Origin of the sequence: Halomonas sp. 113, assembly GCF_904067645.1 — a bacterium.
Lineage (GTDB): Bacteria > Pseudomonadota > Gammaproteobacteria > Pseudomonadales > Halomonadaceae > Vreelandella > Vreelandella titanicae.
Genome location: NZ_LR881453.1, coordinates 3444381 through 3466740, shown reverse-complemented (window position 1 = coordinate 3466740; position 22360 = coordinate 3444381). Strand labels below are relative to the sequence as shown.

General features: G+C 51.8%; 23 protein-coding genes. 13 read left to right on the top strand and 10 right to left on the bottom strand.

Annotated elements, in window-relative coordinates:
- The first annotated feature begins 29 nt into the window (after positions 1–29).
- Positions 30–530 carry an Lrp/AsnC ligand binding domain-containing protein gene (locus YERSI8AC_RS16405; RefSeq protein ID WP_007113443.1) on the top strand — a complete coding sequence of 167 codons (501 nt, stop codon included), beginning with the start codon at positions 30–32 and terminating at the stop codon, positions 528–530.
- 4 nt (positions 531–534) lie between these two features.
- The gene (locus YERSI8AC_RS16400; RefSeq protein ID WP_039859611.1) at positions 535–1290 is read left to right on the top strand and encodes a HesA/MoeB/ThiF family protein; all 756 of its coding nucleotides are present in this window, start codon (positions 535–537) and stop codon (positions 1288–1290) included.
- Between the two features lie 15 nt (positions 1291–1305).
- Here YERSI8AC_RS16400 and YERSI8AC_RS16395 read toward each other — a convergent pair whose 3' ends face one another.
- Positions 1306–1872, bottom strand: a complete 567-nt coding sequence (locus YERSI8AC_RS16395; protein WP_035538778.1) for a bactofilin family protein — start codon at positions 1870–1872, stop codon at positions 1306–1308.
- A gap of 195 nt (positions 1873–2067) precedes the next feature.
- Between YERSI8AC_RS16395 and YERSI8AC_RS16390 the strand changes: the two genes are divergently transcribed.
- Positions 2068–2634: a bactofilin family protein gene (locus YERSI8AC_RS16390; RefSeq protein ID WP_152419273.1), complete on the top strand. Its 567-nt coding sequence runs from the start codon at positions 2068–2070 to the stop codon at positions 2632–2634.
- Positions 2635–2763: 129 nt separating this feature from the next.
- Positions 2764–4443 carry a methyl-accepting chemotaxis protein gene (locus tag YERSI8AC_RS16385; protein ID WP_009287580.1) on the top strand — a complete coding sequence of 560 codons (1680 nt, stop codon included), beginning with the start codon at positions 2764–2766 and terminating at the stop codon, positions 4441–4443.
- A gap of 89 nt (positions 4444–4532) precedes the next feature.
- Here the strand turns inward: YERSI8AC_RS16385 and YERSI8AC_RS16380 are convergent, their stop codons facing one another.
- Positions 4533–5300, bottom strand: coding sequence for a class I SAM-dependent methyltransferase (locus tag YERSI8AC_RS16380; RefSeq protein WP_009287581.1), 768 nt, complete (start codon positions 5298–5300; stop codon positions 4533–4535).
- Between the two features lie 245 nt (positions 5301–5545).
- Between YERSI8AC_RS16380 and YERSI8AC_RS16375 the strand changes: the two genes are divergently transcribed.
- From YERSI8AC_RS16375 to YERSI8AC_RS16360, 4 genes are all read left to right on the top strand, one after another.
- On the top strand, positions 5546–6025 hold the full coding sequence (locus YERSI8AC_RS16375) for a metallophosphoesterase family protein (RefSeq protein ID WP_174788179.1): 480 nt from the start codon (positions 5546–5548) through the stop codon (positions 6023–6025).
- A gap of 99 nt (positions 6026–6124) precedes the next feature.
- Positions 6125–6856, top strand: coding sequence for an oxygen-insensitive NADPH nitroreductase (gene nfsA, locus YERSI8AC_RS16370; protein WP_159177089.1), 732 nt, complete (start codon positions 6125–6127; stop codon positions 6854–6856).
- Between the two features lie 114 nt (positions 6857–6970).
- The gene (locus YERSI8AC_RS16365) at positions 6971–7936 is read left to right on the top strand and encodes a zinc-binding metallopeptidase family protein (RefSeq protein ID WP_022522575.1); all 966 of its coding nucleotides are present in this window, start codon (positions 6971–6973) and stop codon (positions 7934–7936) included.
- A gap of 135 nt (positions 7937–8071) precedes the next feature.
- Positions 8072–8731, top strand: coding sequence for a hypothetical protein (locus YERSI8AC_RS16360; RefSeq protein WP_022522576.1), 660 nt, complete (start codon positions 8072–8074; stop codon positions 8729–8731).
- 9 nt (positions 8732–8740) lie between these two features.
- Here the strand turns inward: YERSI8AC_RS16360 and YERSI8AC_RS16355 are convergent, their stop codons facing one another.
- The 4 genes from YERSI8AC_RS16355 to YERSI8AC_RS16340 form a co-directional block, all read right to left on the bottom strand.
- On the bottom strand, positions 8741–9568 hold the full coding sequence (locus tag YERSI8AC_RS16355; protein WP_159177088.1) for a PEP-CTERM/exosortase system-associated acyltransferase: 828 nt from the start codon (positions 9566–9568) through the stop codon (positions 8741–8743).
- A gap of 294 nt (positions 9569–9862) precedes the next feature.
- The gene (locus YERSI8AC_RS16350; protein ID WP_159177087.1) at positions 9863–12703 is read right to left on the bottom strand and encodes a bifunctional diguanylate cyclase/phosphodiesterase; all 2841 of its coding nucleotides are present in this window, start codon (positions 12701–12703) and stop codon (positions 9863–9865) included.
- A 34-nt stretch (positions 12704–12737) separates the two neighbouring features.
- Positions 12738–13964 (bottom strand): hypothetical protein, encoded by a 1227-nt coding sequence (locus YERSI8AC_RS16345; protein ID WP_201304232.1) that lies wholly within the window; start codon positions 13962–13964, stop codon positions 12738–12740.
- Positions 13933–14376 carry a hypothetical protein gene (locus YERSI8AC_RS16340; protein WP_022522580.1) on the bottom strand — a complete coding sequence of 148 codons (444 nt, stop codon included), beginning with the start codon at positions 14374–14376 and terminating at the stop codon, positions 13933–13935. The genes YERSI8AC_RS16345 and YERSI8AC_RS16340 overlap by 32 nt, the downstream gene beginning before the upstream one ends.
- A 381-nt stretch (positions 14377–14757) precedes the next feature.
- On the opposite strand from YERSI8AC_RS16340, the gene YERSI8AC_RS16335 reads away from it, so the two are divergent.
- Positions 14758–15651: a dihydrodipicolinate synthase family protein gene (locus YERSI8AC_RS16335; RefSeq protein ID WP_159177086.1), complete on the top strand. Its 894-nt coding sequence runs from the start codon at positions 14758–14760 to the stop codon at positions 15649–15651.
- Positions 15652–15708: 57 nt separating this feature from the next.
- Here YERSI8AC_RS16335 and YERSI8AC_RS16330 read toward each other — a convergent pair whose 3' ends face one another.
- Both YERSI8AC_RS16330 and YERSI8AC_RS16325 read right to left on the bottom strand, forming a co-directional pair.
- Complete coding sequence (locus tag YERSI8AC_RS16330; protein WP_009287588.1) at positions 15709–16644, bottom strand: glycerophosphodiester phosphodiesterase family protein; 936 nt, start codon at positions 16642–16644, stop codon at positions 15709–15711.
- Positions 16645–16793: 149 nt separating this feature from the next.
- A complete protein-coding gene (locus YERSI8AC_RS16325; protein WP_041158240.1) occupies positions 16794–17336 on the bottom strand; it encodes an adenylate kinase in 543 nt (180 codons plus the stop codon).
- A gap of 35 nt (positions 17337–17371) precedes the next feature.
- Here YERSI8AC_RS16325 and YERSI8AC_RS16320 point away from each other — a divergent pair, with 35 nt between their 5' ends.
- Positions 17372–17698 carry a PQQ-dependent sugar dehydrogenase gene (locus YERSI8AC_RS16320; RefSeq protein WP_159177085.1) on the top strand — a complete coding sequence of 109 codons (327 nt, stop codon included), beginning with the start codon at positions 17372–17374 and terminating at the stop codon, positions 17696–17698.
- A 74-nt stretch (positions 17699–17772) separates the two neighbouring features.
- Complete coding sequence (locus YERSI8AC_RS16315; protein ID WP_159177084.1) at positions 17773–18462, top strand: VIT1/CCC1 transporter family protein; 690 nt, start codon at positions 17773–17775, stop codon at positions 18460–18462.
- Positions 18463–18584: 122 nt separating this feature from the next.
- Here the strand turns inward: YERSI8AC_RS16315 and YERSI8AC_RS16310 are convergent, their stop codons facing one another.
- On the bottom strand, positions 18585–18965 hold the full coding sequence (locus tag YERSI8AC_RS16310) for a hypothetical protein (protein ID WP_159177083.1): 381 nt from the start codon (positions 18963–18965) through the stop codon (positions 18585–18587).
- 398 nt (positions 18966–19363) lie between these two features.
- On the opposite strand from YERSI8AC_RS16310, the gene YERSI8AC_RS16305 reads away from it, so the two are divergent.
- Positions 19364–19993: an SDR family oxidoreductase gene (locus YERSI8AC_RS16305; RefSeq protein ID WP_159177082.1), complete on the top strand. Its 630-nt coding sequence runs from the start codon at positions 19364–19366 to the stop codon at positions 19991–19993.
- Between the two features lie 30 nt (positions 19994–20023).
- On the opposite strand, the gene YERSI8AC_RS16300 is transcribed toward YERSI8AC_RS16305, so the two are convergent.
- Positions 20024–21418 (bottom strand): SLC13 family permease, encoded by a 1395-nt coding sequence (locus YERSI8AC_RS16300; protein ID WP_159177081.1) that lies wholly within the window; start codon positions 21416–21418, stop codon positions 20024–20026.
- Positions 21419–21508: 90 nt separating this feature from the next.
- Here YERSI8AC_RS16300 and YERSI8AC_RS16295 point away from each other — a divergent pair, with 90 nt between their 5' ends.
- On the top strand, positions 21509–22309 hold the full coding sequence (locus tag YERSI8AC_RS16295; RefSeq protein ID WP_009287591.1) for an AraC family transcriptional regulator: 801 nt from the start codon (positions 21509–21511) through the stop codon (positions 22307–22309).
- The last annotated feature ends 51 nt before the right edge of the window (positions 22310–22360 follow it).

Here is a 22360-nt window from a genome sequence, read left to right as displayed (position 1 = left end):
TGCCTGATTCATCAGTATTGGATCCTGCCATGAAACCAAAAAATAGAACGCTGGACCGTATCGACCTTAAAATCCTGCGCTGCTTGCAGGAAAATGCGCGTATTTCTTACGTCGATTTAGCTTCGGAAGTGGGTTTATCCACAACCCCTTGCCTTGAACGCGTTAAGCGTTTGGAGAAAGCGGGTATTATTCGTGGTTACCAAGCCATTCTTGACCCGCGGGCTTTGAAGGCCAATTTATTAGTTTTTGTCGAGATCAGCTTAGAAACGCAATCGCCAGCGGTCTTTGATGAGTTTCGCCGTGCCGTCGAGAAGCTACCGCAGATTCAGGAGTGCCACCTTGTCTCGGGTCAGTTCGACTACATCTTGAAGTGCCGCATTCCCGAAATGGCCGCTTACCGCCAGCTATTGGGCGATGTGGTGTTAACGCTACCGGGCGTGAAAGAGTCGAAAAGCTACGTGGTGATGGAAGAGGTCAAAGAGAGCTTCAATTTACACATTCCTGCCTTTGAGGAATTTGAGGATAAGTAAGCCGATGATGGATGACCAGGCGCTGCTGCGCTATAGCCGTCAGATCATGCTGCCCGAGGTGGATTTCGAGGGCCAAGAGCGCCTGCAATCTGCCCATGCAGTGATTATTGGGGCCGGCGGTTTGGGCTCTCCGGCAGCGCTCTATTTAGCTGCTGCTGGGGTCGGGCGCATCACCATTGCCGATGCCGATCATGTCGAGCTTTCCAATCTTCAACGGCAAATTGCCCATCAGCAGTCCAGTATTGGTTTAAATAAAGCGCACTCTGCCCAGGCCAGCATGTGCGCACTCAATCCCCACTGCCAAGTGGTTGCGTTAGACCAACATGTTGAAGGCGAATCGCTTGAGCGGTTAGTCGCTTCGGCGGATGTGGTGCTCGACTGTACCGACCGTTTCTCAAGCCGCTATGCGGTGAATGCGGCGTCCCAAAAAGCAGGTGTGCCGCTGGTATCGGGTGCGGCAATTCGCTTTTCAGGTCAGTTGGCAGTCTTTGACCCACGCAATGCCGAGTGTCCCTGCTACGCCTGCCTCTATCCGCCCGACGAAAGTGGCGATGAAGCGCTAAGCTGCTCAGAAAGTGGCGTCATGGCGCCACTGGTGGGCTTGATCGGCTGCTTTCAGGCGGTTGAAGCCTTTAAGCTGCTTAGTGGCGCAGGTTCTGCCCACCAAGGCCTCTCTACCTTTGATGGTTTAAGCGGCCAATGGCGGCACTTCCTAGTGCCTCGCGATCCCGCTTGCCCAGTGTGCGCTCAGCGCCTCTGATGTGCTGAAAGCGACTTAATCGTTAGCTTTTGCTTCTGTTGTGTCATGCTCTGCGGCGTTCGCACTCGTGGTTGAATGCTTTTCAACGGTTGCTTTTGGCGAGGTTTTAGTCATGCTGCCGATAGCGTCGCTAAAGGCACTTTTCAGCACATCGTTGTCGGGGTTCATATCGATACTGCCGTGGAAAACGCTGCCATCTTCAAGTACCAGGCAGGGGGCAACAATAGTGCCTGAAACCTGGGCTCCCTTATGAATGGTTGCGCGGTGGTGTGCCACCAGGTTTCCGGTTACCTCGCCTGATATATGCAGTGTGTGAGCAAATACATCGCCGTTGATATAGCCATTGGCACCTAGCGTCACGGTGTGTTGTTTACAGGTGATAATGCCGCTTACGCGTCCCTCTACCGTCAAATCCTCATCGCTATTAATGTCTCCCTCCACTTGCGTATGACCCCCAATAACGGAGAGGCTTGGTCGTGCACTGCTGGTTGGCGTGCCTAGTGTTGCTGATGAGCGTGTATCAGGTGGCGTTAGCGCCGCAGCCTTATTCTCAGGTGGGGCATTCTTGGCTTTGTTAAACATAGGGTGGCTCCTAGTGAATGACGCCAGAGCGCCTTTGGGGTGCGTGGTATTGAGCATTGAATACCTTAATCGGCTTGTTACTGTCTCAAAGCCTGGAGTTAAGCCAAGTGAGTGGGCTTATTCACGCCGCCGCAATATAAAAGAGCGAGTATAACGTTAGCTGGGGCAACCACATCTAAAGCGGCAGGAAGCGGTATGGGCATTCAAGTATGGTTTATTGTGCTGGGCGTTGGCGTAATGACGCTGATCGTATGGGATGGCAAGCGCCGTAAGCTAAAACAGCGCGCTTTAAGCGCCGCAGGGAGACCACACAAAGCGCCTGCAGTGGATTCCGCTTCCATCTCAGAACACCCCTTTGAAGCAATGTCGCCACCTGAAGAAGCCTCCGCTGTGACGTCTCCCGCCATCCAGTGCATGCCAGGTGGCAGCCGAATTGGGTCAGCCACTCATATTTTAGGCAAAGTGATCGCCGATGAGCCTGTGCTCATTAAGGGCCGTTTGGAGGGGACTCTTATTGCGCCTAATCATCCTGTCTCTGTGACTGCCTCTGGCCACGTCGCATCGTATCTTGAAGGCAACAGTGTCGATATTGACGGAAAAATGGTCGGTACGCTTAAAGCCAACACTAAAGCCACACTGCTGTCTCGGGCGCGTATTCAGGGGATAGTCGAGGCGCCTAGCCTAGAGTGCATGGCGGGAGCTTGGCTCCAGGTGGATGTGGCTAAGAAGGTCAACCTACACAAAATTGCCATGGTGTCTTAACCGCTAGCTGCTACATCTGTCACGCTATTTATTATACCAACGTCTAGATTCGCTCTGCAGTGCTTCAGTTGGTTTTAACCTGGCCGATACCTAATTAAATGACTTATAAACGAAAAAGGGATCAACGGGATGAAGCACCTCTCTATTAAATGGAGCCTGACTGCTGCGTTAGCCTTGCTGGTGCTTATGATTGGGTTGATCAGTGGTCTTGGTTTTTTTGCTAATCACAATAGCTCTCAGGCGCTTGAAGAACTGACGGCTACCAACGTGCGGCTGACGAATTTAGCCAACCGCACGCAAGTCAATGCACTCAGAGCACAAACGTTTTTAGACCGCTCGGCAAGTTTTAGCACTCAGGGTAATCCAGAAAAGGGGCAGGAGAGCCTTGCCATGGCTGCAGAGGCGGTAGCTGAGGCAGAGGCACGTTTTAATGAGTTTCGTGCTGTGCCAATCAATCCTGAAGGCACACTTGCACCCCACCGTGATGCGATTATCAGCGCTTACAATGCCTTTGTGACAGAGGGCATTTCGCCACTGCTCGAGGCCGCCCCTTTCCAAATCCAGCGCAGGCAAGAGGAACTGGGAGTATTAAGCGCCGAGCTGGATCTGGCCATGAGCGGTTTTATTGCTTATACCGAAGAGCGTGGCGCTAGCGTTCTTCAGCAGGTCAATCGCTTGGCGACGACTATTGGCGTCATTGCGATTACCCTTTTAGTGATTTCACTGGTGGCCGTGGTGGTCATTCGGTGGGCAATGATGCGTAGCGTTGTAAGGCCCCTTCGGCGTGCCAGTGAGCATTTTGCACGGATTGCTGATGGTGATCTGACAGGTCAAATTGAAGATCGGGGCCGTAATGAAATTGGTCAGTTGTTCGGTGGCCTGGCGGCCATGCAGGAGAAGTTAAAACAGCTGGTGATAGCATTGAGAGGCAGTAGCGAACAGGTCTTCAGCGGGGCGGGTGATATCTCTGCGGGAAGCCAGGATCTCTCTTCACGAACCGAGCAGCAGGCCTCCGCGCTTCAGCAAACCGCTTCCAGCATGGAGGAGATGTCGACGACGGTAAGTAAAAATGCTGAAACGGCCGAAGAAGCGGATCAGCTCTCGGTGGCGGCGTCACAGTCGGCGGAGACAGGTGGTGAAGAGGTGGAGCGCACGGTGCAACTCATGCGTGAGATTGCAGCCAGTGCGAGCCAGGTAAACGATATTATCGGTGTGATTGACTCTATTGCCTTCCAAACCAATATTTTAGCGCTCAATGCATCGGTTGAAGCCGCACGTGCAGGCGAACAAGGTCGTGGCTTTGCCGTGGTGGCCAGTGAAGTTCGCTCACTAGCGACGCGAAGTGCTGACTCGGCCAAAGAGATTCGTAGCCTGATCGAGCAGACCACCACGAAGATTAACGGCGGCGCTGAACAAGCGGAGCGCAGTGGACAGACGATTTATCAAACAGTGGATGCGATTCGTCAAGTCACCACTCTGATGGGCGAAATTTCGACCGCGACGCGGGAGCAGAATAGTGGCATTGAGCAGATTAACGCTGCTCTTACTGAAATGGATTCGGTCACTCAGCAAAACGCAGCGCTGGTGCAACAAACCAGCTCGGCGGCTAGCGCTCTAGAGGGGCAGGCCCGCGAGCTGGCCGACTTGATGGCTACCTTCCGCATTGATGAGAGTGCTACCAGCGCTGTTGCGCTGACGCATAAGGACACTACTCAGCAGCAACAAGTTGACGGTCGTATTGAGCCAGCGCCACGCCAGCAGGCGACGCAAAGTAAAAAAGAGGCCGTCGATGAATGGGATGAGTTCTAGGTCTGAATTAACTACAAGCTGCCGGTGACAAGCGCACTTATCATCGGCAGCTTTTTTACATCTCAGCACACCTCAGAGGCAGCTATCGCTTACGCGCGGGCGGAAACGCGCAGACGCACATAATCTGCCGTCCAGTTTCCTTGCTCATCGCGTAGGCTGTGGCCCAGCAGCGTCAAGGTATTCTCAAGCACGGCATCGCGCACATCCTCGTCGAGCCCATGTAAGAACGGGCTAGCAAACGTCTCAAGCCATCCAATCATGCCGGTGGGCAGCGGAGTCGGGCGTGGAATCAGCTCAATGCTTTCTACTTTGAAACCGACGGTTTCCAGCAGATGGCCATATTCATGGGTGGTCGGGAAATACCACGGATGACGGCCGCGGGCGCTAATGCCCCGAAACTGGAGAGCGGCAATCAGCGCGGTGCAAATAGCGGCGACATTGCCATGACCACCGAACTCAGCCACAAACCGGCCTCCCGGCTTCAAGGCACGCTTAACGCCTGCGAGTACCGACTGAGGGTCAAGCATCCAGTGCAGCGCCGCATTGCTAAATACCGCATCAAACTCATGGTCGAAGGGCAATTGGTGGCCATCAACAACGCGAGCGGTAATGCCCCGTTGGCGGGCGGCATTTACCATCTCTTCTGAAGCGTCAACACCGAGAACGTCAGCGCCCAGTTGTACAAGGCGCTCTGTCAAAGAGCCGTCGCCGCAGCCAAGATCCAAAATACGTTCGCCGGGTTGAGGCGCTAACAGCTTGACCACTTCGCTGCCTAGCTTAGGTACAAAATTAGCATTCTGGGCGTAGTCGCTGGCATTCCACTCTTGCCCGGGTGCATTTTGAGGGGTATGGGTCATATCGGCTTCCTGGCGTCGTTATTATTCCGTCAAAATTCAGTTATCAACGTATAGCCATATCAGTATAGCTTGCTGGTGCCTAACTTATTAGATAGCCAATGAAAATCATAATAAATGACTCGCCAGCACTATCTATTTGATAACTTAGATATCGGCCTTGATAAGCAACTTTTAATAGTGGTCTAGTAAAAAAAGCTAGAATGACACCATTTAGCCGCTGGAAGAGGTTGTTAATGAGCCCATCTATGCCTTGCTATAGGGTTAATTCTCCCGTTGGAGTGATTGCCGATACCCACGGTTTGCTGCGTGATGAGGCACTTTGTCTGCTGCAGGGGTGCGAGCTCATTCTTCACTTGGGGGATGTAGGTAGCAAAGAGGCAGATAAAACGATTTTGCAGCGTTTGGAGACACTGGCGCCGGTGCATTGCGTTAAGGGCAATATCGATACGGCGGCGTGGGCGACGAGTTTACCGATACATCAGGACATCATTGTGAACGAGAAGCACCTGCGCCTTGTGCACCGCTTAGAGGATTACGACCCGAGGTTGGCTTGCGATGCACTTCTGCATGGCCACTCCCATAAGCCCCGCAATGAATACCAGGAGGGAATGCTGCTTTTCAACCCAGGTGCGGCGGGAAAGCGGCGATTCAAACTGCCGATTACCCTAGGCAAATTATGGATAGATCAATATGGCGTACGGGGCGCGATCATGCATTTGCTATAGCCATGTTTAACGCCATCCGCAATCCTGTCATGTTGTACAAATCTGTTACCCTGTTAGTTAGCTGTTTTAAATAAGCGTTATCAAGATAAGCGAGGTTCCATGAACGACGTTATTAAGCTGCTGAAATCCCACCGTTCGATCCGTAAATTTAGCGACCGGCCGATCCCGAAAGAATTGCTGCTGGAGCTTATCCAAGCCGGGCAGGGGGCAGCGACCTCCAGCCACGTTCAGGCGTATACGGTTATCCATGTAAAAGACCAGGCGAACCGTGAGCAGATAGCAGAACTGGCCGGTGGGCAAGGTTATATTGCCACCTGTGCAGACTTTCTAGTTTTCTGTGCCGATATGAAGCGTCCCACGGAGGCTTCAGAGCGCACCGGTGCAAACGTTGTGCGGGGCATGACCGAGCAACTGTTGGTAGCAACAGTGGATACGGCGTTGATGGCGCAAAATGTGGCAGTGGCGGCTGAGTCCGAAGGGTTGGGGATCTGTTATATTGGTGGTATCCGCAATAATCCCCAGGAGGTTAGCGACCTGCTACGCCTCCCCAAGCACGTGTACCCAGTGTTTGGTATGTGCCTCGGCTATCCGGATCAAGAGCCTGAAGTGAAGCCGCGCTTACCCGTGGAGGCGGTTCTGAAAGAAGACTACTACACTGAAGACGGCGAACAGGTAGAGTCCTTCGATACGACCATGCAGGCTTACTACCGGGCTCGCAGTAGCAGTAATAAAGACACCGACTGGTCTCGCAATCTCAAGCCTTTGTTCGATAACAAGCTGCGCCCCCATATGCGCGATTTTTTAATCAAGCAGGGTTTTGAAATGAAATAGTTTTGAAATGAAATAAAGTGCGCTGCACACTATTTTTAATAGGATTTTTGGAAAAGAGAACGCTCAGTCAATCGGTTGAGGTTCTATTTTCCTCGCTTTCAGGAGCTTTACCGTATGCGCGTATTTTCAAATCCCGTCGGTTCCGGCTCTCTATGGTTCGATAATCTCGCAACCGCAGATGGTACCCCCGTTGCCTACGACCCTCAGGCCCGGGCCTTTGTGCCAATGCCTCCTTTCTGTATTAACCGCGACATTATCGGTTGCAACTGGATTGCACCTGAAGAGGGAGCTTTTTGTCGTGCTTGTGCCATGACAGCGCTGGCTCCAGATCCTAGCCTTCCTAATGCGATTCCTAATTGGGCCAAGACTGAAGCAGCCAAACGCTGGGTGCTTGATAACCTCGGGCGTTGGCACTGGTTCCGCCCGGAAGATCCAGGCGCGCCGCCGGTTTTCCATTTGCTCGCCGAAGGCCGTACGCCTGTGCCGATGGGGCACATTGAAGGGGTGGTGACCATTAGTGTAGCCGAAGTAGACCCCGTACTAGTCACGACCCGTCGTGAAGCGCTTGAAGAACCCTACCGAACGATGATTGGCCATATGCGCCACGAAATATCGCATATGCTGTGGTGGCGGTTAAGCCTGCGGGAAGACTTTCTTGATGCTTTTCGTGAGATGTTTGGAGACGAACGTCAGGATTACACCGCAGCACTTCAGCGCCACTATACCGATGGCCCGCCGCCCGATTGGAAAGAGCGCTATTTAACCACTTATGCCTCTGCGCACCCTCATGAAGATTGGGCCGAGACTGCTGCTCACCTGCTGCATTTAACCGATATTGCCGATAGCTTTGCGGCATCAGATCTCTCTTCACCAGAGCTGCCTAGCCATCAATGGGAGCCGTATGCAGAGCCTGATGCAGAGCGCTTGATCTACGTGGCAGCTTCACTCACCGTGGGCGTTAATCATGTTAATCGCTCAATGGGCTTGCCGGATCTTTATCCCTTTGTCCTCTCAGAGACTGCCCGACATAAGCTCGCTTTCGTGCATGATTGGCTACGCCGAGGGGCGCAGGGGTTATGACCTGTATTGGCTACGTCGGCAATAGTGAAGAATTTTCGTCATAACCTATACTGCAGTTTAAGGATTTTTCCGTATACCAATAACAATAAAACCGATGGCGATTAGGTTATCGGCTAACCCGCATGGAGACTGCATATGACTCTTGATCGTGCTTACTACCTGCTAGCTGCTTTCTACAGTTTAATAGTGATTATTGGGGTAATTGCTATATTGGCTGGAGGAGGAACGCTGCTTGCCCCCATTCATTTGTTGTTAGGGGCATTGTCGGTGATTGGGCTTTGGGGGTATATCCTCAAGCGCGGGTTTATGAACCCGCGTATGTGGAGGCCTCTGGCCGGTGTGCTGGCGGTGGGTATCGTGATTCAAATGTTCATCATGCTGACAACGGCGCTTTCGAGCGTTTTATTAACCTGGATGCTGACCAGCAGTATTTTTTCGGTCATGCTGGTGATTATGCTCTACCGTTATGGTGACCGAGATCAACCTCTCTGGGCATCTGATGAAGAGCGCACTGCCGCTCGACAGCTAGACGTTTTATTAAGCGATAGCTCTCCATTAACGGCCATTAAGCGTGATGGAAGCCGCGAAAATAGCGTAAAAGTGACTAAATCTAATGGCGGCTATAGAGCAAGCGTGACTCGGCGTTCGCAAGAGGGCCAAGAGCGCTTCGAGGAGCGTTTCCAATATCCTGAAACGCTCGTGTTTTTCTTAGAGAAATTCACCAGCGTAACGGTTGATGATTTTAGATGTTCTGCTTCGTTGGATGATCGAGAAAGCGCCGCGGCCACGGTATAGATAAAATATTCAAGTTATTAGTGAGGTACTAACATCTTGAGCTAGCATTTCTTCTAGCTGGAGGGCCAGCGTTTGCTGTATGTGCAAGTAGAGGGGGAGCAATGATTTCTTTAATCCACTCTCTGCTTGTTGCTTATTGATGTAGTAAGCACTTCTTCTTCCATGGAAGTTGATTGTTTCGCCGACTTTGGTGAAGTGAAAGCCTGTCAGAGCAAGAAGTCGGGGCAAGCTAGGTTCCATCATTGCAAAAACTTGAATTTTACCTAGCTGCCTCCCTAAAGCATAGCCGGTGACAAATAGGCCTGTGGCTAGTAGTGGGAAGAGCTGCCTCTCTTCAGTAGAAAAAAAAGTAGCATTGTGATTGGTAGTCGAGCTTTCTAAAGAAGTAGAGCTATCTTTAAGTTTTATTCTGAAAAGGCGATTCACAGCCAGTCGTGAAATTTCATAGTAACTGCCTTGGGCAAGTTTGTCGGGATGCAGCTCTGCGTGTGTAAGGCTTTGGCTGCCATAAGATTGTAATGGGAGCTGGTTAAGTGGATGAGGTCTGGAGGCCTGAGGCATAACCACCCGCACGCAGCCTGCCACTAGTCCTGTTCTGCGGTGTTCTATCAAACAATGAATAGAGTTTTGGTCATGGATATCAAATTCGAGTTTTTTTATGGGGTCGCTGGCTTCTTCGTACTCAAGTTCTTCGCAGTAAACATCATGTCTTAAACGATAAGCCAGTTGTTTCTCATGCTCAGTTATGCAGAGTTTGAATTTGAACTCTTGTATGAATCTTGTAATAAATACCGCTGACGCATCCTTGTTCTTCACTTGCAGTGGTAAAGCGCTCATGTACTATCCCTATTTAAATCCAGAGTTAAGGAAGGTCTGAATAACTGCCGATATTCATCAACGCTTACTTGAGCCGACAAAAAATCGAAAATTCAGACACTCTTCTCCCTTTCTTTGTGTATTTTTGCCCCTTTCCCGCTCATTGAGCGGGATTTCTCTTCTTGTTCTGGTACTCGGCTTCGGAGAAGGTGATTTGATCCATGGCAGCACTGAATCCTATGCAGTTGACGATAGCCGTATTATCACTGATGGCAGTGACTTTTTCAGAGCTTCCTTAAGTATAAACGGTATCCATTATTGAGCACTAATTCCACTAAATGCTTCGATGATTTTTATAGGCCTGCCTAAATGAAATCCCTGACCATAAGTTATCCCATAGGCCTTTAGTATTGGCAATAGTGCTTCTTGGTCAACGAATTCAGCAATGGTTTGCTTGCCAAAACCTTTAGCGATGTCGGCAATAGCGCGAACAATGACGCGGCTGTCAGGGCTAATCAGCAGGCTGCGAATAAAGGAGCCATCTATTTTAATATAGTCAACGGGTAACTGCCCAAGGTAGTGAAAACTACTGAAGCCTACTCCAAAGTCGTCCAGTGCGGTACGGCAACCCAGGTCTCGTACTGCTTGTAGTACGCCACGGGCGGTAGAAAAATCGGTTACCGCGGCAGTTTCCGTTACTTCCAATATAAGGTGGTGAGGATCAGCGCCGCTAGCCGTCAGCTCGTCTGCCAAGTATTGCTTCAACCCTCCGTCGTGAAGAGACTGACCCGAAAGGTTAACTGCCAGAGTGATACCTCGGTCCTGCAATTGGCTAAGTGCTTTTAAACTGTGTCGCAATACCCAACGGTCGATTAAAATAATCTGCCCGCTTTGTTCGGCAATAGGAATAAAGTGCGCGGGAGAAATTAGGCTCCCATCTGCGTCGCGCATTCTTATCAACACCTCGTGGTGTTTTACGTCTTGATCTTCCAAACGCATGATGGGCTGCACCATCAGCTCGAAGCTATCCTCCTCAAGCGCATTGTGTATGCGTTCAACCCAGTAGACTCGTGCTTGCAGTTCGTCTTTGGCATTCTCCGACTTGGAAAGTAAATGCCAGTGCTGAAGGCCACTCTCCTTCGCTTTATACATTGCCACATCAGCGCTAGCCATTAGGTCAGCAGGCGTATTGCCATGGGTTGGAAACAGGGCAATACCAATACTGGCGGTTACTCGGTGCCGCCGCTCACCCACAACGAAGCCGATACCGTCTAATAGTTGGACGATATATTGCGCGACACTGACGGCTTGATCGGCGTTGGTATCTTCTAATAGGAGGGAGAACTCGTCGCCACCTAGGCGTGCAATAACGCCGCGGGGGCCAAGGTTGCGGAAGAGGGTATCAGCCACTTCACGAAGCAATTTGTCGCCTACATGGTGACCACTCAGCTCGTTAACCTCCTTGAACTGATTCAAATCAAGTAGCAGTACTGCCCCTTTTGTCTTCGATGGGCGTTCAAGGGCGGTTTGCAGTGCATGTTGGAAGAAGCGCCGATTGTAAAGTTCCGTTAGCGGGTCACGTTCGGCCAGCCACGTTAGCCGAGCTTCGGCCGCCTTACGTTCGGTAATATCCAGACCAACCGATATACGTGACACCTTGCCGTCATTACCCGTTTGTAACGGTGCATGGTACCAAGCGATAGTATGAGTCCTGTGATCGGGCGTACGGAGTGTTTTCTCCTCTTGCTGGGGATGGGAAAACGTATTCACCTTGGTAGGGGCACCTGCCTCGAATACATCAACAAAATGACGCCCGAGTAGCGAAGCTTCATTAAGTCCTAGCATCAACTGGGTATACTCATTGACCAAGCTAATTCGTCCAGTGCCATCCTGGGCAATGATAAACACCTGGGCCGTATCCAGCAGGCCATTAACGAAATCTCGCTCTTTGGCTAGCTCTCCAATGCGCTCGGCTAGTTGGTCACCGCGCTCTTGTACTTCACTCTCTAACAATTCAAGTTGGCGTGAAAGCTCAAGGGTAGTGCTCTCAAGTACATCGATCTCGTCGGGAATGCGGCGGCGGTGGTTGGGAATGGCGGTGTGTATATCACTAAACTTTCCGTCAGCTAGGGCAGGAAGCAATCCAGCGACTCTACGCAGTCGAGCCATTGGGCCCAGCAGTATGACCAGTAGCAGTAGTTCAGCGGCAATCCAGCCGAGTACGCCTACGAACAAGAGTGTGCGAGTATCCTGGTTAATTGCCTTAATTTGCTCGGTAATGTCTGATATCAGCAGCAAGTATCCGATATTGCTACGTTCGTTATCCTCTTCCATGCGTACTGCGCTGAGTTCTAAATGTCTGCCATCATGTTCAAGATTTAATGGTGTTTCTATTAAACGGCGAACAGGAGTTGTATCTGACGCTCGCTGCAAAGGTGCTAGGGTTTGCTCTTCGCTTGTGAGGGCCAGCAGTTGACCATTCCATGATTTTAACTCTCGAGTTGCCGTCATCTCGCTATCATCAGTGGGCCCGGTGACAAGTAGTGCGACTTCACTGCCAGATACCTCCTTGGCCTGCCGTGTGACATCGGCTAGCGAGCGGGTCAGTACGACCATACCAACGCTGTCTCCCGCCACTAGCACCGGCACGGCAGCGAACTGTTGGCAGCTAGCTGAACAGCGCAACGTTGTGAGTGGCTGTTCGGTGTGTATCACCCGCCTGATCCAACTCAGGATGGGAAGCTGTGCTTGTGTATTGCCGGTTCCCCAATTACCTAAGACTTGCCCTTGGGTGTTGATAATTAAAATTTCATCGATACCCGCCTCAAGCTGTAGAGCGGGCCACTGGGAGTCTAGTGCTTGCTCAACTGCGGCGGTATTACCTGCTTGCAAGGGCGAGCCTAAGCTTGCCGAGGCCGCGGTTAACCCTGCCAACTGACGTAAATTTTCCGATGAGCGAACTAGCGCTAAACGAATTTCTCGCTGTTGGTGTTCATGGTGCTGGCTTCGGCTTTCTTGAAACTGTCGAGTAAGATTGTCGTGGCCTAACCAAGTAAAGAGCGTTACCAGCGCCAACAGCAGCAGGCTACTTAACGCGATGACCCGCCATGTCAGGCTAAGACGTTGGGGCGTTCGGAAAAGGGTAAATGGTTTCATCGCGGTAACGTCCTGGCCAGGATCGAGGTAAACGTCAGAAGCGCAGCGATAATTGGAACAACCACAGGCTCCATCTTCTGCTGGTCGCTGATGAATCTGGATTATCCTGAATAGGCAGCCAACCCGTGCCATCGACATGGTGGTATTCACCTGCCAGCATGACTTGAGGGTGCGGCGTCCACTGCAGGCCAACGGTTAGGTCATCTGCGAATTGGGTATGGGCTGGGACGCTTCCCCCTGTACTCGCCTCGAAAGATTTGCCGTTGCGGTCTGCGCGGTTGCTTGTAAGGCTGTCGTAACGTACTAGCCACTGCCAGTCATTTGCAAAACGCCGAGCGTATTGGATATACCAACTTTCCCCTGTCGTGTCGAAGTTTACAGAAGACTGGTTGAAGTTTTTTAACCCTGAACGGCGCAGTGCGTATTCAGTCGTTACACTCCAGAGTTCTTGATTGTATTGGAGTGAAAATACCCAGGGTGTAAAATAAAAGTCTCCGTCGCTGACACCTGGTTGATGTGACTCTATTTGGGATCTCACGTTGGCATTGCTAATCGCTGCAACGACACGACCTCCATCATGTTCATAACGAACTTGGGCAATCGTAGACTGCTGAGGATTGAAGGTGCCTGATATACGCTGAAGTTGAAGCGTATCGCTTAAATCGTCACCAGCCTGAGGCTTGCCTAAGCCAAGCTGTCCCCGTAGTACTCCGTTGCTTAATCTCTGTTCCAAATAGAACGTTAGGCCGTCACCTGTGAGAGCCATTGAGCGTGTTCGGTCAAAATAGATAGACTGAGGCAGTAAGATGCTGGGACGGGTAAATGCCACATCGCGGGTTTGATTATAAAAGCCAAAAGGGTTTTTAATCCGACCAAGCTGAACACCAAACGTACGCTCTTGGTCAGAAATCATTTGGTAATCAATGAGACCGTAATCCAGTTTAGGTTCTGCGTCGCTGCTATTGCCCCCAGCTCGGCGACTTAGCACCTGAGCAGCAACGAGTACATCCTGATGGGGGCGTAAGGAGACGTTGAGGCCGATTTCGGTAAATTCTAAGCTGCCTTCATCCTGGCTGCTTTGACCAAAAAAGTTGTTATCGTCAGTCACGACCAGCGCCTGACTAAGAAAGCCATGTACCTGTAAAGTATCCAGAGCGTGTTCGTCGCTTTGGGCGGGAGCAGATAAACCCATTACAACGGTGCCTAGCAAAGCGGCAAGGGCTCTGCATTCATTCCATCGAAATGACTTGAACTCTATCATCCAGATACTCCCTTTCAAGATACCCAATGGCTCCCGGCGTCGAGGCGACGCGCTCGCGCATCTCTTCCTGGTCATTTACTCGGTCGGGGGCTTGACCTGTACCTGAAAAAACCATGCGATCCCAGGCTAATTGAAGTTGGTGCGGGTAAACCGCCAACTGCTCTTTGGTAAAGCGAGCATGTACTGGGTTGTTGTTACTTAAAACGAAAACCCTAACCGCTTGACCATCCGGCCAGGTGCGTTGGCGCATGGCGAAAATCGCGCGGGTAGTATCACGGTTCAGCCAGTGGGTAGTGACGTCAGGGTGAGCCACTAAAAAAAGCGGCGCTTCTCGAGCGATGGCATTCGTTGTTGCGAAAGCGAGCCCCACCAACACAATAAAAGTAGTCGCTGCCAGTAAGGCCAATCGCATTAGAGAGCCGCTTATAATGGGTAATGGCATTGGTAGTGGCTTACTGGTTGATTGATGAACGCCAGGTTCACCCGCGGTGCCGTTCTGCTCTGCGCTGAAAATGTGTATGTATTGATGACGTGTTCTCCCTCGCAGCACTAACGAGACTGTTTTTATATTCAGTCATGATGGTATGACTGAAAGATACACATCTAAAGCAACTGTGCCGTATCGATACGGCGTATACGCAAACACTACATCAATTCAAGAAAAATAACAGAAAGTTATGTCAACGAATAACGAGGATAAGCTGTGGCTATTCCATTACCGTATGCTTGTACATAATAGCTAATCGTCTGTGCGACACTGCGAATGCCATCCATCTTAAAAGGATCATCCACCATGTTCACCGGCCTAAGTGCATTCCCGCTAACCCCCATGAACGAGCAGGGCATTAATGAGTATGAGTTTGTCCGTTTAGTTGCTTATTTAGCTGAGGCAGCGGTGGATTCCATTGGCGTATTGGGCTCGACCGGTAGCTACGCCTATTTAAACTGTGATGAGCGCGCCCGTGTTATTCAGCTTAGCGTTGAAAATGCAGTTGGCACGTCTGTCATTGCAGGCATTGGTGCGCTACGTACTCGTGATGTACTGGCTAACGCAGAACGCGCTCAGCAGGCAGGCGCCAGCGGGGTGCTGTTAGCGCCGGTCTCCTACCAAAAGCTCACCGATGACGAGGTCTTCGATCTATACGCCACGGTTTGCCAATCGCTGAGTGTGCCGCTCTGCGTGTACGATAACCCTGGCACTACCCATTTTGAATTTAGCGATGAGCTGCATGGGCGAATCGCCCAACTGCCCCAGGTTCGCTCTATCAAAATTCCGCCGGTGAACAATGATATTGACTCTGCAAAGGAGCGAGTGACTGGGTTGCGCAAGCTGATCCCCGCTGATGTCACTATCGGCATCAGCGGCGACGCGGCAGCAGCCACCGGTCTAAATGCAGGATGTGATGCCTGGTACTCCGTTATCGGCGGGTTATACCCTAGAGCAGCGCTGGCGATAACCCGAGCTGCTCAGGCGGGGGATGTTCAACAGGCCAAGGCGCTTTCAGACGGCCTTGAGCCGCTGTGGGCACTCTACCGTGAATACGGCGGTAGCCTGCGAGTGGCGGCTACCATTGCAGAAATCACCGGGAAGGTGAGTCAGCCCTGCTTGCCCCAGCCGCTTAAAACGCTGCAAGCGGGCGATCGTAAAAGAGTAGAGCAGGTACTGGGGCAGCTTGGGCTTGAGTAAAACCTTATTATAAAAACGCCCGGCCAAGGCCGGGCGTAATATGCCATTAAACGATGGTTACTCAACGAGCTTAAGCAAGCGATCTGGATAATTTGTGAACAGGCCGTTTGCGCCCATTTCCATCAAACGCTCCATCTCATCGGTTTCATTGACGGTGTAAACGTGCACCGGCAGGCCGTTTTCATTCGCTTGGCGGATGAAGTCGGCATCAATGACTTCTTGGCCTTCGTAGATATAGTTAGTTCCGATTCCTGACGCGTATTCCGCTACCGCCTGGAAGTCTTCATCATTAATCTCTGCTGGGCCCGGTGTCACACCAGTCCACTCCACTAAACGCGATTCGTCCTCTTCACTGGGGTAGTACCAAACGAGCTGGATTAGCGGAATGTCATCGTTTAGTTCCTGCACTTTTAACAGGCTCTCCTGCTCGAAAGACTGCACTAATACTCGGCCACTCTCGACCATGTCGTACTCTTCCAGCGTTTTTACCAGGGCTTCTTCCAAGCCTGGGTTTAGCTGCGGTGACTTGGTCTCAATGTAGTAGCGAGCATCGTGACCGAAACGCTCGAAAAGCTCATCCAGCGTGAGGATCTGTGCCCCTGCAAAGTCCGCGTCTGCTTTATCAGCATTGGCTTCATTGAACCAAGAGCCGGTATCCAGCGCTTTCAGCTCTTCCATGGTGTAGTCGTTAATCTTGCCTTCACCATCGCTGGTGCGGTCAATGGCGTCATCATGAAATACCACGACTTCACCATCGGCGGTGATTTGGGCGTCCAGCTCTAAGTAGTCGACATTCCACTCATGGGCCAATTCATAGGCCGCCATGGTGCTTTCCGGCGCGTGGCCGCTGGCCCCGCGGTGGGCGATCACTTGGAATGACTCAAGCTCTTTGAGCTGCTCCTCCAACGGTGTGGACTCCGCCAGCGCGGTGGTTGTGGCAGCACCAGCAAAAAGCCCCAGTGACATTGCGGCGAATAGCGAATGACGTTGCATTAAAGCACCTTAATTGAATGTTCGTTCAATAAGCGTACATGGCCTGGAGCGTTAAAGCCAAGTGACGAGAACTGTTCGGTGATTCATCGAGAGCCGAAGAGAGCAGCCATCAAGCGAATACGCAGTGGGGCTATATAGTCACCTAAGGGCTAGGTACCCACGTTGAGACTCTTCACCAACGCTTGCGCTTCTTTTATAGAGGTCAAACGTACAAATTGAATAGGCGCATAGCGTGGATTCACCATATCGGCAAAGTAGCGTTTACGGTTTTGCCGCCACGTTTTTAGTGACCATAGCAGAACCGAATCACGGCTTAGAAATGTTTTGCGGAAGCTTTCGTGATTACCTGTACCGGGCCAAAGCTCCTCTTGGCTGATGATGCGTTTAACAGCACGGGTGAGGGCTTGGCTAAATACTCGCCAAAAGGGGTAGTCGATCCACACCACCATATCCACTTCGCGCCACTTTATATGCCGAGTACGGTCAAAATTACCGTCCAGTATCCACTCTTGAGGTGAGGCTGCTAAAGCCTCTTCCAGCTCGGCGAAGAACTCATCGTCCGGTGCTCCTTGCCAGTTAGCGCGCCAGAATAATTGATCAAGCTGAACGCATGGGGCGTTCAAGGCGTCTGCGAGCTGCTTTGCAAGGGTACTTTTGCCACTGCCACTCGTACCGACCACATTAATTTTCATGGGAGTTCTCTTTAGGTGGCGCGACATTTTAATAAGTGCTCAAAGGGGCAGCAAGGGCACCATACGGCGTCAAAGAGTACCCTGGTACCGTGCCGCCACTTTTAGAATGGACGCCCTCTATTGCCCCCTCGGGGATAGCGCTTTACAGCGGCGAGCTGTTCCCTCAGTGGCAAGGCGATATACTGATAGGAGCGCTGGTAAATAACGAAGTGCGCCGGGTACGTTTATCTAACAATGGCCGCGAAACCAGCGATGTAGAAGGCCTGTTTGGTGAGCTAGACGAGCGTATAAGAGATGTGCGGGTAGGCCCAGAAGGTGAAGTGCACCTACTTACCGACAGCTCCGAGGGCAGGCTACTTTGAGTAGTGCCAGCAAAATAGTTCATGACCTTAGATGCTATTGTTGACTTGGATGCGCCTCACAGAAAGGAAAGCCCATGATCCATTCAGAGCACCATCGATCTCACCGTTCCGGCTGGCTGCGTGCCGCTGTGATGGGCGCCAACGATGGCATCGTTTCTACTAGCAGTTTAATACTGGGGGTAGCTGCAGCCAATACCACTCAAAGCGGTATTATGCTGGCGGGTGTTGCGGGTCTTGTGGCTGGCGCAATGTCGATGGCAGCGGGGGAGTATGTTTCGGTAAGCTCTCAATCGGACACTGAAAATGCTGATCTCGATATCGAACGCAAAGCATTGGCAGAGCACTATGAATTAGAGCAGGAAGAGCTTGCCGCTATCTATGAAACGCGCGGCTTGACGCCCGAGCTGGCGCGGCAAGTCGCCGAACAGCTGATGAGCAACGATGCCCTGGGTGCCCATGCACGGGATGAAATTGGCATCACTGATACTGGTCAAGCGCGCCCGCTTCAAGCAGCCCTCTCATCAGCAGCGACCTTTACCACGGGCGCGCTGTTGCCGCTGTTGGTCGCCTGGTGGGCACCATCATCATTATTGACTCCTCTGGTAGCGCTGTTTTCACTGCTCTTCCTGGCTTTGTTGGGTGCTCTTGCGGCTCGAGTGGGCGGTGCACCTATCTTGAAAGCTGCAGCAAGAGTGATGTTCTGGGGCGCGCTTGCAATGGCGTTAACTTCTGCCATAGGGCGTGTGTTTGGGGTTGTGGCTTGAGTGCGTGAGCGCTGAATGTAGTGTTCTTGTCGAAAAGCTGGATTTCAGCGAGAAGCTTTTAGATGCACCACCAACATCCAGCTCGCGTATCTCTGGCAATTATCGACGTTGAAGTTCTTAGGTCAGACTGCAGCATTGCTGCGGCCAGAAGCCTCAATAATCTCATGGTGTATGCGTTGCTGCTGCTCAACTGAGAGGTTTTCGTACGAACAACCAAATAGTTGCTGAGCGTATCGCTCGAAAAGAGCAGCAAGGCTAGGTGGTGTTTTTTTCATTTGCTCTGCTCTCGCCAGCCCCTGCACACTTGTCAGTTTCCTATACTCATCCATGACTTGGTTGCGCATCGCATGACAGTACTCTGCTGCCTCAAGATAACTGATTCTGCCTGCTGAGATGTCTGCTTTAGCCGTCAAAGAAATACGCTGAATTTGCGATATATAACTTGCTCGGGTATGAGCATCGTTATTCGCATCAACACCGACACTGCGTTCTGCCTCGGTCATAGAGCCCCTCCTGGTAACGACTAGGCGCAAAGCGCTCACTGATTCATTATAGCTTTACCATCTCAAGTTTTACGTTTAAGCCATTCTGCCAGCGGCTCGCTGCGGGGCCATCGGCTTGCTCCGCCGGTTCAATCACCGAGTCACATATTCGCGACAATCTAACCGACGGTGCGAAAGGACAGATCCATAATTCCCGCAAGCATGTCTAGCGCTTTAAAAAACCGCTAGATAGACCACTCATGCTTGATGGCACGCTGATGTTAATTCACCCCAGCGCGGCCGTGAGTGAAACGTCAACAGGCCCTAGTGCGGGTTGAATTCTGCCCATATGCCTGCACGTATAGACTGTGTTCATAAAGCCGTATTTATGATGAGCAAGCAATTCACAAGGAGACGTTATGACAACGTTAGTGATTGGCGCGAATGGACAGATTGGCAAGCAGTTTTGCGAACTGGCCCAAAAAGCGGGTACGCCTATCAAGGCGATGATCCGCAGTGAAGAGCAGGCAGCCTGGTTCAAAGAGCGCGGCATTGACAGCGTGCTAGCCGATCTAGAAGGCGAGTTTGAGCACACCTTTGACGGTTGTGACCAAGTGGTCTTCACTGCGGGGTCAGGGCCCCACACCGGGCCGGATAAAACCTTGATGATTGACCTTTTTGGTGCCATTCGTACCGCCGATATCGCCAAGCAAAAAGGTCTCTCCCGCTACATCATGATCAGCGCTATGCGGGCAGAAAACCCTATGGAAGCGCCCGAAAAGCTGCGCCCCTATATGGCTGCTAAATTTGCCGCCGATGCCCACCTTCGCAACAGCGGTATGCCCTACGTTATTCTCAAACCAGGGCGTTTGACCGACGAAACCGCCAGCCAGCAGTTTGCCAGTTCACTGGATGAAGCAGGCGACAACCAAATCTCACGAGCCAACGTGGCCCATGCGTTACTTCACGCTGTGCAAAAGCCCGATTTGGTCAATCAGGAGTATCTGCTGCTGGATGGCAAACGCTCGATTGGTGAGATTATTCAGTAGTAGCGTCTTGCACGGAAGTTATCTGGCGGCTTAATTCACCCACCCCAACAATCGCCACCAAAGGTAGTCTAATGGAATCAATAGAAAGATCGTTATCAGCGCTAACGGGATGATAATCTTCAATAATTGGCTAAGGGGCTCTTTAGATAGCTGCATTGCCATAATCAGCGGCGCCACCTGATAAGGAAAGATTACCGTAGAAAAGCCGACGACCTGAGTCATCAATACGGCGGGTAGAGAGAGCCCTGAGGCGCCAGCGAGTTCTGCTGCCATGGGGGAAAGTACGGTAGGAACACTGGGGGTGGTGGCCACTACTCCCGTCAGGGTGGCCATCAGTGACAGCGATATAAAGTCCCCAAAACTGCCGCCATTGTCGGTTTCCATCAGTTGGGTAAAGCCTTGGCCCACAGCACTGCCAATGCCTGAAACGTTGACGAGTGTACCCAATCCCAGTGCCGCGGCCACAAATATCACAGTGCCAAAATCTACCACTGTGTTGAATGACTTCGGGTCTACGGCACCAGCCTTTGGCATCATTAGCACTACCGCCGCTACGAGTCCCACCCACGCCGGGTTTGCGCCGTGTAGTGTATCTGTTACCCAGAGGAGCAGGGTAATGCCCATGACTACAGCTACCTTTTTTTGCTGTGTAGCAGCACTGGTTGTTTTGATCGTCTCGATGGGCAGTTGGCATTGTGGTGCGATGCGAGCGGGAAATACCACGAGTACCAGTACCACGATTAAGATCGATTTCAGCATTCCCAGAATGGGAAAATGCAGTAGTAGATACTCCGCATAGCCAATATGAATGCCATACAGACTTTCACTCGACCCTGCCAAAATCATATTAGGGAGGTTGGATGGAAGCACCGCAAAACTTGGCATGTTACAAGCGGCAGCAAGAGCGGTGGCTACGCCCAGGCGTCCAGCACTACCCGGCTCAAAGCCCACTCGTTCGGCTAGCGCTAAGCCGATAGGGATCAATACCACTGCTCGCCCCCCGGAAGAAGGCATCACAAACCCCAATGCCATAGCGGTAAACACTAACCCGCCAATCAACTTCGGGTAGCTTGCGGTGAGAAGCGGCGACAGCACTGCTGCTAGCCGATCGCCAAGCTTGCTAGATGTAATGGCTGAGCCAATGACAAATCCTGAGATAACCATCCACACGGCTGTCGAGCCAAACCCAGCGAATAGTTGCTCCGGCGGGAGCAAGCCGAATACGCTAACCAGCGCGAAAAATAGCAAACCGGTTAGGAAGGGAGGCAGCACGCCGGTACTCCATAGAACCAGCGTAATTACTACCACACTAGCGGCGTAAGAAAATGCTGTGGGATGGGGCGCTATGGGAAAAAGTGTCAGTAGCAAAGCGGCCAGCAAGGCCGTTGCCACCATGGCATGAGAGAAACTAAGCGAGCGAAGCATGGCGAGACCCTAGCTGTGGTGAGCCAATTGCGCGGTGCGCGCAGCTGGGCCTACAATAGTTTCTGTATGCTGACGTGTTAAGGGTAAGATGTGACAATAAATAGCGATAATGCGACAATGTCGCTGCCCAGTGATATAGCGTTCATCCTTGACCCTGCTCGTCCTGTATTGACCCATGCTCGCAGTATGCAGGCGGAAACCGGTGTCTTGCCTCACGCCCACCCACGCGGGCAATTGCTGTGGGCCAAGCAGGGTGTGCTGCGCGTTACTAGTGAACAGGCGGTGTGGGTTGTACCCTCTACCCACGGTGTATGGATACCCGGTAACTGCAACCACCAAGTGAGCTGCGAAACGCTGGTGGAAACCCGCAATCTCTACATTGACCCTACTTACCCGGTACGCGATCAGGACACCCAGGTGGTGATGGTGGCGATGACCGCGTTGATGCGCGAGATTGTGCTCAGGCTAAACGATTCTCCGAAGTGTAGCGGCGATGCCAGTACCGCTCGCCTAGGCTTAGTCGCTATTGATGAGCTCAATAGCCTATCCGCCGCGGACTTGTCGCTACCTGCTGGTACTGACCCGCGGTTGCGGCGCATTATTAGCCACATGGTTAGCCACCCAGACACCCGGCATATATTGGGCGAGCTGGCCAGCTTAGCTGGGGCTAGCGTGCGCACCTTGGAGCGGTTATTCAAGTCCGAAACCGGGTTGACCTTTCGTCAGTGGCGCACCCGTTTCAAGCTGATGAACGCGCTCGAAGCCTTGGATAGAGGCGAAAGTTCAACCGCTGTGGCCTATACGGTAGGTTATAAAAGCACCAGCAGTTTTGTGGCTGCCTTCAAAGCAGAGTTTGGCTATACACCCCAAGTCCACGCTCGCCGACTGTGACCTGACCCACGTCAAGACGTCAACAGACCCTAGCAACATATTGCTAGGGCA

What these genes read in the sequence shown, in the direction of transcription:
- YERSI8AC_RS16380 (WP_009287581.1), bottom strand. Translation starts at nt 5,300, where the DNA reads ATGACCCATACCCCTCAAAATGCACCCGGGCAAGAGTGGAATGCCAGC.
- YERSI8AC_RS16325 (WP_041158240.1), bottom strand. Translation starts at nt 17,336, where the DNA reads ATGAAAATTAATGTGGTCGGTACGAGTGGCAGTGGCAAAAGTACCCTT.
- YERSI8AC_RS16365 (WP_022522575.1), top strand. Translation starts at nt 6,971, where the DNA reads ATGCGCGTATTTTCAAATCCCGTCGGTTCCGGCTCTCTATGGTTCGAT.
- YERSI8AC_RS16385 (WP_009287580.1), top strand. Translation starts at nt 2,764, where the DNA reads ATGAAGCACCTCTCTATTAAATGGAGCCTGACTGCTGCGTTAGCCTTG.
- YERSI8AC_RS16310 (WP_159177083.1), bottom strand. Translation starts at nt 18,965, where the DNA reads ATGACCGAGGCAGAACGCAGTGTCGGTGTTGATGCGAATAACGATGCT.
- YERSI8AC_RS16400 (WP_039859611.1), top strand. Translation starts at nt 535, where the DNA reads ATGATGGATGACCAGGCGCTGCTGCGCTATAGCCGTCAGATCATGCTG.
- nfsA (WP_159177089.1), top strand. Translation starts at nt 6,125, where the DNA reads ATGAACGACGTTATTAAGCTGCTGAAATCCCACCGTTCGATCCGTAAA.
- YERSI8AC_RS16345 (WP_201304232.1), bottom strand. Translation starts at nt 13,964, where the DNA reads ATGATAGAGTTCAAGTCATTTCGATGGAATGAATGCAGAGCCCTTGCC.
- YERSI8AC_RS16405 (WP_007113443.1), top strand. Translation starts at nt 30, where the DNA reads ATGAAACCAAAAAATAGAACGCTGGACCGTATCGACCTTAAAATCCTG.
- YERSI8AC_RS16395 (WP_035538778.1), bottom strand. Translation starts at nt 1,872, where the DNA reads ATGTTTAACAAAGCCAAGAATGCCCCACCTGAGAATAAGGCTGCGGCG.
- YERSI8AC_RS16335 (WP_159177086.1), top strand. Translation starts at nt 14,758, where the DNA reads ATGTTCACCGGCCTAAGTGCATTCCCGCTAACCCCCATGAACGAGCAG.
- YERSI8AC_RS16315 (WP_159177084.1), top strand. Translation starts at nt 17,773, where the DNA reads ATGATCCATTCAGAGCACCATCGATCTCACCGTTCCGGCTGGCTGCGT.
- YERSI8AC_RS16350 (WP_159177087.1), bottom strand. Translation starts at nt 12,703, where the DNA reads ATGAAACCATTTACCCTTTTCCGAACGCCCCAACGTCTTAGCCTGACA.
- YERSI8AC_RS16375 (WP_174788179.1), top strand. Translation starts at nt 5,546, where the DNA reads ATGCCTTGCTATAGGGTTAATTCTCCCGTTGGAGTGATTGCCGATACC.
- YERSI8AC_RS16305 (WP_159177082.1), top strand. Translation starts at nt 19,364, where the DNA reads ATGACAACGTTAGTGATTGGCGCGAATGGACAGATTGGCAAGCAGTTT.
- YERSI8AC_RS16390 (WP_152419273.1), top strand. Translation starts at nt 2,068, where the DNA reads ATGGGCATTCAAGTATGGTTTATTGTGCTGGGCGTTGGCGTAATGACG.
- YERSI8AC_RS16330 (WP_009287588.1), bottom strand. Translation starts at nt 16,644, where the DNA reads ATGCAACGTCATTCGCTATTCGCCGCAATGTCACTGGGGCTTTTTGCT.
- YERSI8AC_RS16360 (WP_022522576.1), top strand. Translation starts at nt 8,072, where the DNA reads ATGACTCTTGATCGTGCTTACTACCTGCTAGCTGCTTTCTACAGTTTA.
- YERSI8AC_RS16300 (WP_159177081.1), bottom strand. Translation starts at nt 21,418, where the DNA reads ATGCTTCGCTCGCTTAGTTTCTCTCATGCCATGGTGGCAACGGCCTTG.
- YERSI8AC_RS16355 (WP_159177088.1), bottom strand. Translation starts at nt 9,568, where the DNA reads ATGAGCGCTTTACCACTGCAAGTGAAGAACAAGGATGCGTCAGCGGTA.
- YERSI8AC_RS16340 (WP_022522580.1), bottom strand. Translation starts at nt 14,376, where the DNA reads ATGCGATTGGCCTTACTGGCAGCGACTACTTTTATTGTGTTGGTGGGG.